Here is a 15,304-nt window from a genome sequence, read left to right as displayed (position 1 = left end):
TCATGCACAGCTTGCCACGTCATTTTTTTGTCACTGGCACGGATACCGGGGTTGGTAAAACAACGGTTACCGTGCGCCTGATGCAGCAACTGATCGCGCAAGGCTTGACCGTGATCGGCATGAAACCAATTGCGTCCGGGTGTGCATGGGTGGATGGCCGCTGGCAAAATGACGATGTGTTGCAATTAACCGCTGCGTCTAATGTGAGTGCGCCGCCCGAGCTCATTAACCCCTATTGTTTTGAACCGGCTATTGCGCCGCATATCGCAGCGGCCCAGGCGGGCGTGACGATCGACTTTCACGTCATTCAAGCGGCCTATGCGCAATTGGCGAGCATGGCCGATGTCGTGATTGTCGAGGGGGCAGGCGGCTTGCTGGTGCCGCTCAATGGCAGCCAAACCATCGCTGATTTAATTCAGGCATTACAGCTCCCGGCATTGCTGGTGGTGGGCATGCGACTGGGGTGTATTAATCATGCGCTGCTCACGGCACAGGTGCTCAAGCAACGGAATATCGATTGTTGTGGCTGGGTGGCGAACAACATAGACCCGCAGATGTCCGTGCCACAAGAAAACTTGCAGAGCCTGATCACAGGCTTGCAACAGCCCCCGGTGCTGCAAGTCCCATTTCAGGCATCGCTCAGCTAATGGATCAGTCACTGCTCAACCGCATTGAGTTACGCGCGCCGGTGCCGCCGATGACGCGGCTGCTGATCATGCTGAATGTGCTGGTGTTTGTGGTCATGTTGTTTGGCGGCGCTGGTTTTTGGCATTCGCCCAATACCGTGCAGCTGACCTGGGGCGCCAATTTTGCCCCGGCCACTGCCGATGGCCAATGGTGGCGACTGGCAAGTGCGATGTTTCTGCACTTTGGCGCCTTGCACTTGGGCATGAATATGCTGGCCCTGTGGGATGGCGGCAAACTGGTCGAGCGCATGTTCGGCGCCGTGCGTTTTGTGGTGATTTACTTGATCAGTGGCGTCGGTGGCAATCTGTTGTCGTTGGTGATCCAAGGCAATGATGCGGTATCTGGCGGGGCCTCCGGGGCCATTTTTGGGATTTATGGTGCGCTGCTGGTGTATGTCTGGTTTGGTCGGCGCCAGATGCAAGTGCAGGAGTTCCGCTGGCTGTTTTGGGGCGCGCTGCTGTTTTCTGCCCTCACCATTGCCATGGGCTACATCATTCCCGGCATTGATAATTCGGCGCATATTGGCGGCTTTGCCACTGGCATGGTGATGGCGGCGCTGTTGTTACCGACCACGATTGTGCCCAGCAAACAATTAACGCTGACGCAATGGCTGGCGGCCATATCATGGGTGGTAGCGCTGTTTGTCTTGGTGACCCATTTGCCTGCGCCAAAATATCGCTGGCAACAAGAAATCGCGATACAAAAGCAGGTGCAAAAGCTCAATCAGATTGACCAGCAGGCACAGCAAAAGTGGCGGCAGATTATGCTCGAAGGCCGTGAAGGCAGTGTCAGTTTTGATGAGTTAGCGGCGCAGATTGATGCCCAGGTCGCGACACCTTATGAGCAGAGTTTTGAGAAACTGTCAGCGTTGCCGGAAGATCCTAACTTGCCTTCTGCGGCCTTATTAGAACAGGCGAAAGCTTATGCCTTGCAACGCAGCGAAGCCAGCAAAGCGGCGGCAGACAAGTTACGCAATGTGCCATTTATGCCGGGCAAACCGGCAAGCCCTTAAGGCGCTTGTTCGCCAGAAGGTGGCGACGCAATGATATTGGCTTCAGGGTGGGCCAGTTGCGAAGCCGCCATGCGCTGCACAAACGCCTTGGCATTGTCTGACCAGGCTTGGGTTGATAATTGGCGCAGCATCTCAACCAGGGCCCGATTCATGGCTGCCTGATCAAACGGCTCTGCTAACACCAGGCCAGCCTGCGCCGCACTAATATAGCCCGCATAACCACAGACGCCGGTCACCATTTGCGGCAGGCCCGCCGTCATGGCTTCAATCAGCACAATACCCGCCAGTTCCGAGCGTGCCGCATGAATCAGCAGATCACAGCCTAACATCAGTGCCGGAATATCCGGGCGGCCGCCTGCTTCTATGCAGCGGTCGGCAATCCCGCGTTGTTCGGCATAGGCCTGCATATTGCTGCTGGATTCAAATTCGCCCACCGCCAATAACCAACAGCGTTGTTTAAGGTCTTCTTGCAAGCTGCTTAAGGCCTCTATCGCCCGGTCTACGCCTTTGCGCACAAACGCCGAGCCCACCGTCAGCAAGACAATGGCATCGTCAGGCAGATTAAAGCTGCTGCGTACATAGGCGCGATGATCTTGCGCTGCAAGGTCGTTGAACCGTTGTAGCGGAATATTGGGCGGAATCAGGTGGAAACGCGCAGCGTCTGTGCCATACCAGCGCTGGAACATCGCCTGGTCATGCTGGTTCAGCAGCAATATCTGCGTCGACGCCTGTTTGCCGAAGACGGCGTGTTCCATGGCCGAAAAGAAACGATAGCGGCCAGACAGTTTTTTGTACCAGGGTTCGTGCGACATGCGCTCGGCGTAGCAAGGGTCGGCGGCAAAATACACATTGAGCCCGGGCATACGGTTAAAACCCACCACGCGGTCAAACCCTTGCTGTTGTACCGCCTGCTGCATTTGCTTGATCAGCGATTGGTGTCTATGGTGATTGAGCCAGCCGCTGGCTTTTAACAGATGGACGCTGATGTCCTGTGGCAGCGCACCGCGCCATTCGCCAGTGAAAATCGTGACCTCATGGCCGAGGGCGACGCAGTCTCTGGCAATGCGCAGCATATCGCGCTGCACACCGCCGTAAGGAAAGTATTTGAATATGAGAAACGCAAACTTCATGCGATGGCATTGTATGCGAAAATAGCGGCCATGAAACGCATCCTGATTGTCAAAACCACCTCCATGGGCGACGTGGTCCATGCCCTGCCTGTTGTGGAGGATATCCTGCAATACTGTCCTGATGCGCAGATCGACTGGCTGGTAGAAGAAAGTTTTGCCGATATTCCCCGCCTGCATCCGCGGGTGCAGCAAGTGTTTACGGTGGCCGTTCGCCGCTGGCGCAAGCAATGGTGGCGTTGCCAGACCTGGCGTGAAATCGCTGCCGTGAAGCAGGCTGTGGCAGCACACCCTTATGATCTGGTGCTGGATTTACAAGGCTTGGTGAAAAGCGCGGTCATGGCGACGTGGGCGCACGCGCCGCGCCATGGCTACGACAAGCACTCGATTCGCGAACCACTGGCCAGCCGTTTTTACCAGCATCAATACGCCATTAGTTATCGCCAGCACGCGGTGGTGCGTATGCGCACACTGGCGGCGCTGGCGCTCGGTTATGCGGTGCCACAAAACAAGCCAGCTTATGGGCTAGTGGGTTTGGGGCGTCACACGCCAGTCGAGGCTTTTTTAGCGCTGCATGCCACCAGTCGCGATAGCAAACTATGGCCGGAAGCGCATTGGGTCGCCTTGGGGCAGCATTATGCTGCGCAAGGGTTGCATATGTGGTTGCCTTGGGCCAGTGACAGCGAAAAAGCGCGTGCGGAACGGATTGCAGCGCACGTGCCGCAAGCGTTAGTGCTGCCTAAACTGACGCTGCAACAACTGGCTAGCCAAATGCCGCAGGTACGCTTTGCCGTGGGCGTGGATACCGGTTTATCACATCTGGCCGCCGCGCTGGATATCCCCATTGTTGCCTTGTATACCGATACCGAACCGGCGTTTACCGGGGTGGCAGGCGGCCGCGTGGCGCCTGCGGTCAATCTCGGTGGTAAGGGGCAAGTGCCATCCGTTGCGGCAGTCGTCGCAGAGGTGTCCACCATGGTGAGTGCAGTTTCCAGCCATTTCTAAAAAATCATGCACAAATGCATGCTTTACCCTTGAAATCAGTAGGGGCATCCCAACATTGTAGAAATATTGAAACAGTCTGCATAAAACTGTTTCAGGTGAACAGTGTTGAACAAAAAGGGGAGCTGCATGCAAGAAGCAAATACACCTACCGAGGTGAACACCGACGAATCCGCCTTGAATGAGGCGGCACAGGCCAGCCCGGCTGATACTCAAGAAGCACGCATTGCTGCGCTGGAAGCCGCGCTCGAAGAAGCCAAGGCACAAGTACTGTATGTGAAAGCGGAAGGCGAAAATATTCGTCGTCGCGCGTCTGATGATATTGATAAGGCCCGCAAGTTTGCGCTGGAAAAATTCAGTGGTGAACTGCTGGCAGTCAAAGATAGCCTGGATGCGGCTTTGGCAGTAGAAAGCAACGAAGTCGCCAGCTATAAAAACGGCGTGGAGCTGACCGCCAAGCAATTGTTGAGCGTATTTGAGAAGTTCAATATTGCCGAGATTAACCCGCTGGGTGAAAAGTTTGACCCGAACAAACATCAGGCCATCAGCATGGTGCCTGCCGAAGGTGAGCCAAATACCGTGTTGAGCGTGTTGCAAAAAGGCTACAGCCTGAATGAGCGCGTATTGCGTCCGGCATTGGTGACCGTGATTCAGGCCAAGTAGGCCTAAAGACCATTTAATGAACAGGGGCTTGAAATCTGTCTCAGCATCCCAATGTTCACTGCATCAGTAGATTAAAGATTAACGAATTTAAGGAACATACAATATGGCAAAAATTATCGGTATTGACTTGGGGACGACCAACTCTTGCGTTGCTGTCATGGAAGGCGGCAAGCCACGTGTGATTGAAAACGCTGAAGGCGCACGTACTACGCCTTCTATCATCGCTTATCAGGAAGATGGCGAGATTCTGGTCGGCGCACCGGCAAAACGCCAGGCCGTGACCAACCCGAAAAACACCTTGTTTGCGGTGAAGCGTTTGATCGGTCGCCGTTTTGACGAAAAAGAAGTGCAAAAAGACATCGACCTGATGCCTTACACCATTGCCAAAGCCGACAATGGCGATGCTTGGGTAGAAGTGCGTGGCAACAAACAAGCGCCACCGCAAATTTCTGCCGAAGTCTTGCGCAAAATGAAGAAAACCGCTGAAGACTACCTGGGCGAAGAAGTGACCGAGGCCGTGATTACTGTGCCTGCTTACTTTAACGACAGCCAGCGTCAGGCAACTAAAGATGCAGGCCGTATTGCTGGCCTGGATGTGAAACGGATCATTAACGAACCAACCGCAGCTGCGTTGGCGTTCGGTATGGACAAACAAGAAGGCGACCGCAAAATTGCGGTGTATGACTTGGGAGGCGGTACGTTTGATATTTCGATTATCGAAATTACTGAAATCGACGGCGAACACCAGTTTGAAGTGTTGTCTACCAACGGTGACACGTTCTTGGGTGGTGAAGACTTCGATAACCGCATCATCGACTTTTTGGCGGATGAGTTCAAAAAAGAAAACGGCCTGGACCTGCGCAACGACTTGCTGGCCAAGCAGCGTTTGAAAGAAGCTGCTGAAAAAGCCAAGATCGAATTGTCTGGCGCACAGCAAACTGAAGTGAACTTGCCTTACATCACGGCAGATGCCAGCGGTCCTAAGCACTTGGTGGTGAAAATCACCCGTGCCAAACTGGAATCACTGGTGGAAGAGTTGATCGAGCGCACGATTGCACCTTGTAAAACTGCCTTGAAAGATGCGGGTGTGTCTCCGTCTGATATTTCTGACGTGATTTTGGTTGGTGGTCAAAGCCGTATGCCAAAAGTGCAAGAAAAAGTGAAAGAGATTTTTGGCAAAGAGCCACGTAAAGACGTGAACCCGGATGAAGCCGTAGCGGTAGGTGCTGCGATTCAGGGTGGCGTATTGAAAGGCGACGTCAAAGACGTGTTACTGCTGGACGTGACACCGTTGTCACTGGGGATTGAGACGTTGGGCAGCGTGATGACCAAGCTGATCAAGAAAAACACGACGATTCCGACCAAGGCATCACAAGTGTTCTCGACTGCCGAAGATAACCAGAACGCCGTGACCATTCACGTGCTGCAAGGCGAGCGTGAAATGGCCTCTGGCAACAAGAGCCTGGGCCAGTTTAACCTGAGCGACATTCCACCATCCCCACGTGGCATGCCGCAAATTGAAGTGACGTTTGACATCGATGCCAACGGTATTTTGCATGTGTCTGCCAAAGACAAAGCCACCGGCAAAGAAAACAAAATCACCATCAAGGCGAACTCCGGTTTGTCTGAAGAAGAAATTCAGCGCATGGAAGAGGATGCGGCGAAATATGCTGATGAAGACAAAAAACTGCGTGAACTGGTCGATGCCCGTAACCAGGCTGACAGTGTGTTGCACAGCGTGAAAAAATCACTGGCTGAGCATGGCGACAAGATTGAGGCAGACGAAAAAGCCAAGATCGAAGACGCGATCAAAGACCTCGAAGCCGTGGCCAAAGATGGCGATGACAAAGAAGTGATCGAAGCCAAAACCAATGCCTTGATGGAAGCCTCACAAAAACTGGGTGAGAAAGTCTACGCCGAGCAACAAGCGCAGGCCAACACCGAGAGCGCACAACAACCTGAAGGTGAAAAAACGGTTGAAGGCGATGTGGTGGATGCCGAGTTTGAAGAAGTTAAAAAAGACTAAGCGTGAAAACGGCGGGTATGCAGATACTCGCCCTTTTTCAATGATGTCGGCAAACACACTACGCGCATCGCGGGTGTGTTTGTCTTTATGACGCAAGCGCGTTAAACGGAAAAACTATGGCAGCTGCAAAAAAAGATTATTACGAAGTGTTAGGTGTGAACCGCGACGCCAGCGAAGAGGAAATTAAAAAAGCCTTTAAAAAGCTGGCCATGAAGTTTCACCCGGACCGCAACCCGGATAACCCGAAAGCCGAAGAAAGCTTTAAAGAAGCCAAAGAGGCTTATGAAATGCTGAGCGACGACCAGAAGCGTGCCGCCTATGACCAGTATGGTCACGCCGGGGTAGACCCCAGCATGGGTGGCGGCGGTTTTGGTGGCTTTAACTCCGGCAATTTCAGTGACGCTTTCGGCGATATTTTTGGGGATATTTTTGGGGGTGCCCGCAATCAGCGCTCCAATGTCTATCGCGGTGCTGACTTACGTTACAACCTGGAAATTTCGCTCGAAGATGCCGCCAAGGGGACAGAGACCAAGATTCGCATCCCGGTGCAAACCAGCTGCGAAACCTGTCATGGTTCGGGCGCGCGCCCAGGTACTTCACCAGTGACGTGTACGACGTGTAATGGCCACGGCCAGGTGCGTATGCAGCAGGGCTTTTTCTCTGTGCAGCAAACCTGCCCCAAATGCCATGGCACTGGCAAGATGGTGAAAGAGCCTTGTCCGACTTGCCATGGCGGTGGTCGCGTCAAGCAAAACAAAACCCTCAATGTGAAGATTCCATCGGGTGTCGACGAAGGCGATCGTATCCGCTTGAGCGGTGAAGGCGAAGCCGGCGTCAATGGCGGGCCAACCGGTGATTTGTATGTTGTTGTGCATCTCAAAGAGCACCCGATTTTTCAACGTGATGGTGCCAATCTGCATTGCGAAATGCCGATCAGTTTTAGCACGGCAGCGTTGGGGGGCGAAATCGAAGTGCCTACGCTGGATGGCGCCGCCAAGATGAAAATCCCAGCTGAAACGCAAACCGGCAGCGTGTTCCGCTTGCGTGGTAAAGGCATCAAGCCTTTACGCTCAAGTGAGCATGGTGACTTGATGGTGCATGTGGTGGTTGAAACGCCGGTGCGCTTAACCGAGAAGCAGAAAGACCTGCTGCGCGAATTTGAAAGCAGCACGCAAGCCGATGCTGGTAAACACAGCCCCAAGAATAAAAGCTGGGTTGATAAAGCGCGCGACTTTTTCAGTTAGTTTTTTGTAATCTCACGGCTGATCGTCTGGCAAGCAGGATTCTGCTAGACTATCAGTCGTTTGTTTTTTTACTGTTTTTATTAAACAGTGTCTGCAAGTTGTTGTTTTTATTAAGGTTACAATTTGATAACAATTGAATTTAGCCTTTTACAATTCAGTTACAGCTTGGTCAAATTGCTGCAATAACTCCTCCCTATACTGAACTCATCTTTAAACGAAACACAAAATGTTTTGTTTGATGGCTGGTTTAGTTGATTTTCAACAACTAGCATTGATTTCCTCCTGATCCAAACCCCCTTTTAACCCGCAATAGCGGGTTTCTTTTTTTCTACCGATGCTTTTACTACCCATGCTGTCTTTGGCGGGGTGGCCTCTGTTGGCAACATCGTTTATGATGACACGCATCTTATGCCGTATTTGATGTTTAACACCAGGTCTGAGCAAACACCATCATGTTGAAAATCGCAATTTTTAATCAGAAAGCAGGCGTGGGGTCTACCACCACTGCACTCAATCTGGCCGCTGCTATTCAACGTAAAAAACGTCAGGTGGCCTTACTGGATATGGATCCGCAAGCCAGGCTCACCGAGATTTACAAGCATACCGGCCTTGATACGCAGCAGCATTTATTCAAGTTTTATCAAGATGCGACACCGCTGGATAGCTTGTGCCAACCTTTGCGCAATGGCTTGCAGTTGATTGCTGCCAGCGCTGAACTAATGAAGGTCGATTCGCAATTTGGTCGTGGCCCAGCCACCTTGAATAAATTAGGGCAAGGGCTTGCGACACTCGCAGCGGCGCAACCATCATTACAGGTGTTGATGGATTGCTGCCCGTATCTTGGTGTGATTTCATTAAGTGCAGTGTTTGCCAGCGACCTGGTGCTGATTCCGGTCTCAACCGATTATTTATCCATCCACTCTGCAGTCAAAATGGATAAAGCACTCAATGCCTTGCAGCCGGTCTTAAAGCAAAAAATACAGCGCCGCTATTTGCTGACGCGGGCGGATAAACGCAAGGCAATGACGGCTGAGGTGGAGCAGGAGATGCGCCGCCTGTTTGGCAACGAAGTATTGATGAGCAAAATCTATGAACATGCTGCCTTGACGGAGAGTGCGCGTATGGGTCAGCATGTGTTTGAATATGACGCCGACAGCGCAGCTGCGCAAGACTATATGGCGTTATTCTACGAGTTGCAGGATGTGAGCAAGCAATTACCGCGTGCTGAACTGCTGGCCGCGTAGTCATTAAGATTCACGGCGGCTACTTAGCCATTGTCGTCGCCAAAACACCAGCAACATCGCTATCGCGATCAATAGCATCATGCCGATGGCCCACCAAAATCCATCCGGGTCTTTTAGCCATGGCATTTCGTTAAAATTCATACCAAAAATCCCGGCAATCAGCGTGGCAGGCATAAACAGCATGGCGACCACTGTCAGCGCGCGCACCTCGAGGTTCACGCGCTGACTGAGGCTAGTCATGTAAATATCCATCAAGCCACTTAAAGTGTCGCGAATGGCCTCAAGGGATTCGGTGAAATGCACTGTGTGGTCGTATAGGTCACGCAAATAAGGCACAGTTTGCGGGCTGAAGAATCCGTGTTCATTCCGAATCAAGCTGTTCAATACTTCGCGCAACGGCCAGACAGCACGCCGCAGTTGTATGGTGACATGCTTGAGTCGGTGAATATTCTGCAAGTCTTCCGGGCTGGGGCGATCCAATAGATGATTTTCCAGTTGCTCGGCATCGTCATTAATCGCCTCTAGCACCTGAAAATAGCGTTCCATCAAGCTATCTAGCAGGGCGTAGCATAAATAGTCAGGGCCGCTTTGGCGAAGCAAGACCTGGCCCTGGCGTAGTCGTTCGCGCACCGGCTCAAAGCTGCCAGAGGGGCGCTCCTGAAAAGTAAGCAGCCACTCACGTCCCAATGCCATACTGATTTGTTCTGAACTGACACTAAGATTTTCTGTATCGTAGTAAAACAAGCGCGTTTCAAGAAACAGATAATCCGGGTAAGTATCAAGCTTAGGCCGCTGTTCGGTATTTAAAATATCATCCAGCACCAGCGGGTGCAGTTTGAAACGGCGAGCCACGGCTTGTAGTAAGGGGATGTCCAGCACGCCATGCACATTAATCCAGGCCACGTGCCCGGCGGGTGGTTGCCAGTTGACGATCTCCTGCATGGTGAGTTGTTGCGACACGATATCTTCTACGTTGTAGCAAATCTTGTGAATACAGGCCGCAGGTAAATCTTGGCCTGCAGTTGTCTCGACAGATGTCGTGTTGTCGGCCCCCAGCAATCTGTGCTTGCGGTGGCTGTGTTTACGTTTGGCCATGGTCATCCCAGCTAAAAATGCCGCTCCAGCATAAGCGTTCACTGGCTGGAAATCAACCCACAGACAGGTGGCTGGCCAGTCTATGCTAAAATAAAGAAAATTATTGAGTGGGATAAAACGCATGTCTGGCAATACCATCGGCACCTTGTTTACCTTGACCTCGTTTGGCGAGTCACATGGCCCTGGGATTGGCGGCATTGTGGATGGCTGCCCACCAGGCCTGGAACTCAGCGCGGCTGACTTACAAGTCGATCTCGACCGCCGTAAACCGGGGACCTCGCGCCATGTGACCCAGCGCGCCGAAGCCGATGAAGTGGAGATTTTGTCTGGCGTGTTTGAAGGTAAAACCACAGGCACGCCCATTGGTTTGCTGATCCGCAACACAGATCAGCGCTCACAGGATTACAGCAAGATCATGGAGACTTTCCGTCCTGGTCATGCGGACTACACCTATACGCAAAAGTACGGCATTCGCGACTACCGCGGCGGTGGCCGCTCCAGCGCACGTGAAACCGCGGTGCGAGTGGCCGCTGGCGCCATTGCTAAAAAATGGCTCAAGCAGCAATACGGCGTGCAGATCCGTGGCTACTTAAGCCAGATCGGCGACATTAAAGTGCCGTTTGTGAGCTGGGATGCCTTGTCACAAGAAGGTAACGCCTTCTTTTCACCCAATGTAGAGATTCTGCCGCAGCTGGAAGCCTATATGGACCAGATTCGCAGCGAGCGTGACTCGGTTGGCGCGCAGATTACCGTGGTGGCTGAGAAAGTACCGGTGGGCTTGGGTGAGCCAGTATTTGATCGCCTGGATGCGGATATTGCGCATGCCATGATGGGCATCAATGCGGTCAAAGGTGTGGAGATTGGCGCCGGGTTTGCCTCCGTGGCACAGCGCGGCAGCGTACACAGCGACGAGTTGACGCCAGAAGGCTTTGCCACCAACCATGCCGGTGGCATTTTGGGCGGTATTTCTAGCGGCCAGGATATTGTGGTCAATGTTGCATTCAAGCCAACTTCCAGCATTCCGCAACCACGTCATTCTATTAATCAGGCTGGTGAGTCTGTGATGATGCAAACCACAGGCCGTCACGACCCATGTGTGGGCATCCGTGCGACGCCGATTGTCGAAGCCATGCTGGCGCTGGTGTTGATGGATCATGCATTGCGCAACCGTGGCCAGAATGCAGACGTGCATTCCAAGGTGCCAACACTGTAATTGCCTCCATCGCCCAAGTTCACCCTTGGGCGATGGTCATCCAAGCGCGAGTATTTTATGAGTCACGCCTTACACTTCAATCTCTCGCGTTTCTATTTTATTTACTACTTTTTTGTCGGTGCATTTGTCCCTTACTGGGGCTTATACCTGACGTCTGAATCGTTTTCCCCGGCCGATATTGGCATCCTGATGTCGCTGTTTCAACTCAGCCGTATTATTGCGCCCAATTTGTGGGGCTGGCTGGCAGACCATACGCGGCAACGCGTGCGCTGGATACGCACGACTGCTTTTCTCGGTTTGCTAGGCTTTATTGCTATTTTCTGGGCGCACGACTTTACCACTATGTTTGTGGTGATGATCGCCCTCAGCCTGTTTACCAGCTCGACCTTGCCGCTTTCCGAGTCTTTGGTACTCGCACATCTGGCCAGCACCAATGGCCATTACAGCAAAATCCGCTTGTGGGGTTCATGGGGGTTTATTGTCGCCTCGGTGCTGTTAGGCTATTTAACCGATTGGTTTGGCATTGGCAGTCTGCTGTGGTTTATCTTGCTAGTGCAATGCACCTTGTTTGGCCTGACCTGGAAACTACCGGAAGCCCACGTGCCGCCACATGCACATGATGATTTTTCAGTCTGGCAAATCTTAAAACAACCGGCAGTACTGTCGTTGCTCATCGGCTGCGCCATGATGGTCACCGCACATGGCCTCATGTATAACTTCTATTCTATCTACTTGGCTGAGCATGGTTACAGCAAAGGCATGATAGGTTGGTTGTGGGGGCTGGGCGTGATTTGCGAAATCGGTATTTTTATGAAAATGCCGTGGATCATGGCGCGCCTTAAGCTCAAAACTATTTTGCTGACCAGCCTGCTGATAGGCGTGGTGCGCTTTATCATGATGGGTCAGGTGCCGGACCAGCTGTGGCTGTTATTGCTGGCGCAAACCATGCATGCGTTTACCTTTGGCAGTTTTCATGCCGCTTCGGTTGAGGTGGTCACGCAATACTTTAATGGCCGTCACCAAGCCAAAGGACAGGCGATTTATAACAGTGTGGCGTATGGCGTTGGCGGTGCATTGGGTGGTTTGCTAGGCGGCTTTGCCCTGGAGTATTTAGGCGGGCAGCTCACGTTTACGCTGGCGGCGTTGTTCCCGTTATTGGGGGCGATTGTGGTCGCACTGGGCTTGCGTTTGTCGCAGCCTTACGCACGTCAGGGCATGTTTAGTCATTAAGATTGACCCATAAAAAATAGCCCGCATGCGGGCTATTTTTTATGGCATTACATCGCTGAATTAATTGACGCGTTTATCGCGTTCAATCAATGCATAAGCGCTGTGGTTATGGATAGACTCAAAGTTTTCTGACTCAACCACATATTTCACAATACGTTTTTCATCGTTAAGTTGCGCCGCCACGTCGCGCACCATGTCTTCGACAAATTTTGGATTATCATACGCGCGCTCGGTCACAAATTTTTCGTCCGGGCGTTTGAGTAAGCCATACAACTGGCAAGAGGCCTGATCTTCAATCAGCGTAATCAGGTCTTCCAGCCACATAAACTCATTGAGCAGGGCTGTCACAGTCACATGTGAGCGCTGGTTGTGCGCGCCGTAGTCTGAAATCTTTTTGCTGCATGGGCACAGGCTGGTCACTGGCACCATCACTTGGACGGTGATTTCAAACTGGCCGTTTTTGATTTCACCAATAAAGGTGACTTCATAATCCAGCAGGCTTTTCACGCCTGAAACTGGCGCTGCCTTGTTGATAAAGTACGGAAAACGCATTTCGACGTAGCCGGATTCTGCTTCAAGGCGTTCTACCATCTGACGCAGAATGGTTTCGAAGGAGTCGATAGAAATGGCGTGCTCGTTCATGTTTAAAATCTCGACAAAACGAGACATGTGCGTGCCTTTAAAGTTGTGCGGCAAATGCACATACATATCAAACATGGCAACCGTATGTTGCTCACCGCCCGTTTTGTCTTTGACAATCACCGGGTGGCGAATAGATTTGATACCGACTTTGTTGATGTCCAGTCTACGCACGTCCGGCGTATTCTGCACATCTTCAATCGTTGTTGGGATCACAGGTTGATTCATCAGGGTTCCATCGCGGGCTTTCCCGCCTGTTAATTAATAGTTGAGTTTACTACTCGGAAATTAATTTCTCAATAGCAGCGTTAATTCCGTCTTTATCTAGACCACACGCAGCCAGCATAGTTTCGTGGTTGCCATGCTCAATAAACTGATCAGGCAAGCCCAGGCAACGGATAGGCTTCACCAGGCCATGCGCTTGCAGGCATTCCATCACGGCCGCACCGGCACCGCCCATGATGGCGTTTTCTTCTACGGTGAGCAGATAGTCGTGCGTACGGGCCATCTCCAGCACCATGGCTTCATCCAGCGGCTTGATAAAACGCATATTAATCACGGTAGCATCACAGGTGTCTGCGGCTTGCAGCGCTGGTTGCAACATACTGCCAAAGGCCAGAATGGCGATTTTCTTGCCTTGACGCACCAACTGGGCTTTGCCAATAGGTAGTGATTCTAATGTTGGTGAAATGCTGGCGCCAATGCCGCTACCGCGTGGGTAACGTACGGCAGCTGTGCCGGGGAAATGGTAGCCAGTAGTTAGCATCTGACGACATTCGTTTTCATCGCTAGGTGCCATGATGACAATGTTCGGGATGCAACGCAAAAAGCTTAAATCAAAGCTGCCCGCATGCGTTGGGCCGTCGGCACCAACCAGGCCCGCGCGGTCTATCGCCAGCAAGACATCCAGGTCTTGCAAGGCAATATCATGAACCAACTGGTCATAAGCGCGCTGCAAAAAGGTGGAGTAAATCGCCACCACCGGCTTCAGGCCATCGCAGGCCATGCCTGCGGCAAAGGTGAGCGCATGCTGCTCGGCAATGCCGACGTCAAAATAGCGTTGCGGATAGGCCTCGGCAAACAGGTTAAGGCCAGAGCCATCACACATGGCAGGCGTGATGCCAACCAGTTTGTCGTCCGCGGCGGCCATATCGACCAGCCAGTCGCCAAAAATCTGCGTGTAAGTCGGGCGCTCGTTGTGGCTCAAGCTATGGCCGTTTTGTGGGTCAAATTTGCTGACGCCGTGGTATTTGTTCGGGTTGTCTTCGGCAGGGCTGTAGCCTTTGCCTTTTTGTGTCACCACATGCAAAAACTGCGGGCCTTGCAACTGGCGGATATTGCCCAGCGTATCCATCAGCGTGTCGATATCATGGCCATCAATCGGGCCGATGTAATTAAAACCGAATTCCTCAAACAGAGTGCCCGGCGTCACCATGCCTTTGGCATGTTCTTCGGCGCGGCGCGCGAATTCTTTGACCGGCGGCATGATATCTAGCACTTTTTTTCCACTACGACGTACGCTGTCATACAGCTTGCCGGACATTAAACGGGCAAGGTAATTGTTGAGCGCCCCCACATTGTTAGAGATGCTCATGTCGTTATCGTTGAGGATCACCAAGATGTTGGTGTCCATGTCGCCGGCGTTATTCAAGGCTTCAAATGCCATGCCTGCAGTCATGGCGCCATCGCCGATAATTGCGACGCTGCGGCGGTTGGAGCCTTGCGCTTTTGCCGCCACGGCCATGCCTAATGCGGCCGAAATCGAGGTGCTGGAATGGCCGGTGCCAAAGGTATCGTACTCACTCTCATCGCGCTTGGGAAAGCCCGCAATGCCCCCAGCTTTGCGTAAATTAGCCATGGCTTCGCGGCGGCCAGTTAAAATTTTGTGCGGGTAGGTTTGGTGGCCAACATCCCACACCAGGCGGTCGTCCGGCGTGTTGTAGATGTAGTGCAGTGCGATGGTGAGTTCAACGACGCCCAGATTAGAGGCCAAGTGCCCGCCGGTTTGCGATACGCTTTGAATCAGAAATGTACGTAATTCTGCCGCAAGCACTTTGAGCTGCGAGCGCTCCAGCGTGCGCAGGTCGGTCGGGGAATCAATGCGGGAGAGCAGCGATGTCAT

13 protein-coding genes are annotated in these 15,304 nt (G+C 52.5%); 9 read left to right on the top strand and 4 right to left on the bottom strand.

Annotation, left to right across the window (positions count from 1 at the left end):
* Window positions 1-2: 2 nt before the first annotated feature.
* Both bioD and E6Q52_RS06275 read left to right on the top strand, forming a co-directional pair.
* Complete coding sequence (gene bioD, locus E6Q52_RS06280) at window positions 3-647, top strand: dethiobiotin synthase (protein ID WP_292819914.1); 645 nt, start codon at window positions 3-5, stop codon at window positions 645-647.
* Window positions 647-1,699: a rhomboid family intramembrane serine protease gene (locus E6Q52_RS06275; protein WP_292819912.1), complete on the top strand. Its 1,053-nt coding sequence runs from the start codon at window positions 647-649 to the stop codon at window positions 1,697-1,699. Before bioD ends, E6Q52_RS06275 begins: the two co-directional genes overlap by 1 nt.
* Here the strand turns inward: E6Q52_RS06275 and E6Q52_RS06270 are convergent.
* Window positions 1,696-2,829 (bottom strand): glycosyltransferase family 4 protein, encoded by a 1,134-nt coding sequence (locus tag E6Q52_RS06270; protein WP_292819909.1) that lies wholly within the window; start codon window positions 2,827-2,829, stop codon window positions 1,696-1,698. The genes E6Q52_RS06275 and E6Q52_RS06270 overlap by 4 nt on opposite strands.
* Before the next feature lie 3 nt (window positions 2,830-2,832).
* Between E6Q52_RS06270 and waaC the strand changes: the two genes are divergently transcribed.
* The 5 genes from waaC to E6Q52_RS06245 all read left to right on the top strand — a co-directional run bounded on the left by waaC (window position 2,833) and on the right by E6Q52_RS06245 (window position 9,005).
* Window positions 2,833-3,831 carry a lipopolysaccharide heptosyltransferase I gene (gene waaC / locus E6Q52_RS06265; protein ID WP_292819906.1) on the top strand — a complete coding sequence of 333 codons (999 nt, stop codon included), beginning with the start codon at window positions 2,833-2,835 and terminating at the stop codon, window positions 3,829-3,831.
* A gap of 126 nt (window positions 3,832-3,957) precedes the next feature.
* Window positions 3,958-4,491: a nucleotide exchange factor GrpE gene (gene grpE, locus E6Q52_RS06260; RefSeq protein ID WP_292819903.1), complete on the top strand. Its 534-nt coding sequence runs from the start codon at window positions 3,958-3,960 to the stop codon at window positions 4,489-4,491.
* 103 nt (window positions 4,492-4,594) lie between these two features.
* Window positions 4,595-6,517 (top strand): molecular chaperone DnaK, encoded by a 1,923-nt coding sequence (gene dnaK, locus E6Q52_RS06255; protein WP_292819900.1) that lies wholly within the window; start codon window positions 4,595-4,597, stop codon window positions 6,515-6,517.
* A 116-nt stretch (window positions 6,518-6,633) separates the two neighbouring features.
* Complete coding sequence (gene dnaJ / locus E6Q52_RS06250; protein ID WP_292819897.1) at window positions 6,634-7,761, top strand: molecular chaperone DnaJ; 1,128 nt, start codon at window positions 6,634-6,636, stop codon at window positions 7,759-7,761.
* 452 nt (window positions 7,762-8,213) lie between these two features.
* Window positions 8,214-9,005, top strand: coding sequence for a ParA family protein (locus tag E6Q52_RS06245; protein WP_292819894.1), 792 nt, complete (start codon window positions 8,214-8,216; stop codon window positions 9,003-9,005).
* A gap of 3 nt (window positions 9,006-9,008) precedes the next feature.
* Here E6Q52_RS06245 and corA read toward each other — a convergent pair whose 3' ends face one another.
* Complete coding sequence (gene corA, locus E6Q52_RS06240; protein WP_292820110.1) at window positions 9,009-10,100, bottom strand: magnesium/cobalt transporter CorA; 1,092 nt, start codon at window positions 10,098-10,100, stop codon at window positions 9,009-9,011.
* Between the two features lie 121 nt (window positions 10,101-10,221).
* Between corA and aroC the strand changes: the two genes are divergently transcribed.
* Together aroC and E6Q52_RS06230 are read left to right on the top strand one after the other, a co-directional pair.
* The gene (gene aroC / locus E6Q52_RS06235; protein WP_292819891.1) at window positions 10,222-11,313 is read left to right on the top strand and encodes a chorismate synthase; all 1,092 of its coding nucleotides are present in this window, start codon (window positions 10,222-10,224) and stop codon (window positions 11,311-11,313) included.
* A gap of 57 nt (window positions 11,314-11,370) precedes the next feature.
* Entirely contained in the window at window positions 11,371-12,543 is a 1,173-nt protein-coding gene (locus E6Q52_RS06230; protein WP_292819888.1) for an MFS transporter, read from the top strand.
* A gap of 60 nt (window positions 12,544-12,603) precedes the next feature.
* On the opposite strand, the gene folE2 is transcribed toward E6Q52_RS06230, so the two are convergent.
* Both folE2 and dxs read right to left on the bottom strand, forming a co-directional pair.
* Window positions 12,604-13,410: a GTP cyclohydrolase FolE2 gene (gene folE2, locus E6Q52_RS06225; RefSeq protein WP_194740434.1), complete on the bottom strand. Its 807-nt coding sequence runs from the start codon at window positions 13,408-13,410 to the stop codon at window positions 12,604-12,606.
* 49 nt (window positions 13,411-13,459) lie between these two features.
* The gene (gene dxs / locus E6Q52_RS06220) at window positions 13,460-15,304 is read right to left on the bottom strand and encodes a 1-deoxy-D-xylulose-5-phosphate synthase (protein ID WP_292819882.1); all 1,845 of its coding nucleotides are present in this window, start codon (window positions 15,302-15,304) and stop codon (window positions 13,460-13,462) included.

The sequence above is a fragment of the Methylophilus sp. genome (assembly GCF_008015755.1).
Lineage (GTDB): Bacteria > Pseudomonadota > Gammaproteobacteria > Burkholderiales > Methylophilaceae > Methylophilus.
This window is presented reverse-complemented; position numbering and strand designations above follow the sequence as displayed.

Coding starts and splice junctions, on each gene's coding strand:
- bioD (WP_292819914.1), top strand. CDS start 3: ATGCACAGCTTGCCACGTCATTTTTTTGTCACTGGCACGGATACCGGG.
- folE2 (WP_194740434.1), bottom strand. CDS start 13,410: ATGAATCAACCTGTGATCCCAACAACGATTGAAGATGTGCAGAATACG.
- grpE (WP_292819903.1), top strand. CDS start 3,958: ATGCAAGAAGCAAATACACCTACCGAGGTGAACACCGACGAATCCGCC.
- E6Q52_RS06275 (WP_292819912.1), top strand. CDS start 647: ATGGATCAGTCACTGCTCAACCGCATTGAGTTACGCGCGCCGGTGCCG.
- corA (WP_292820110.1), bottom strand. CDS start 10,100: ATGGCCAAACGTAAACACAGCCACCGCAAGCACAGATTGCTGGGGGCC.
- waaC (WP_292819906.1), top strand. CDS start 2,833: ATGGCATTGTATGCGAAAATAGCGGCCATGAAACGCATCCTGATTGTC.
- dnaJ (WP_292819897.1), top strand. CDS start 6,634: ATGGCAGCTGCAAAAAAAGATTATTACGAAGTGTTAGGTGTGAACCGC.
- dnaK (WP_292819900.1), top strand. CDS start 4,595: ATGGCAAAAATTATCGGTATTGACTTGGGGACGACCAACTCTTGCGTT.
- aroC (WP_292819891.1), top strand. CDS start 10,222: ATGTCTGGCAATACCATCGGCACCTTGTTTACCTTGACCTCGTTTGGC.
- dxs (WP_292819882.1), bottom strand. CDS start 15,304: ATGACATCGCTGCTCTCCCGCATTGATTCCCCGACCGACCTGCGCACG.
- E6Q52_RS06270 (WP_292819909.1), bottom strand. CDS start 2,829: ATGAAGTTTGCGTTTCTCATATTCAAATACTTTCCTTACGGCGGTGTG.
- E6Q52_RS06245 (WP_292819894.1), top strand. CDS start 8,214: ATGTTGAAAATCGCAATTTTTAATCAGAAAGCAGGCGTGGGGTCTACC.
- E6Q52_RS06230 (WP_292819888.1), top strand. CDS start 11,371: ATGAGTCACGCCTTACACTTCAATCTCTCGCGTTTCTATTTTATTTAC.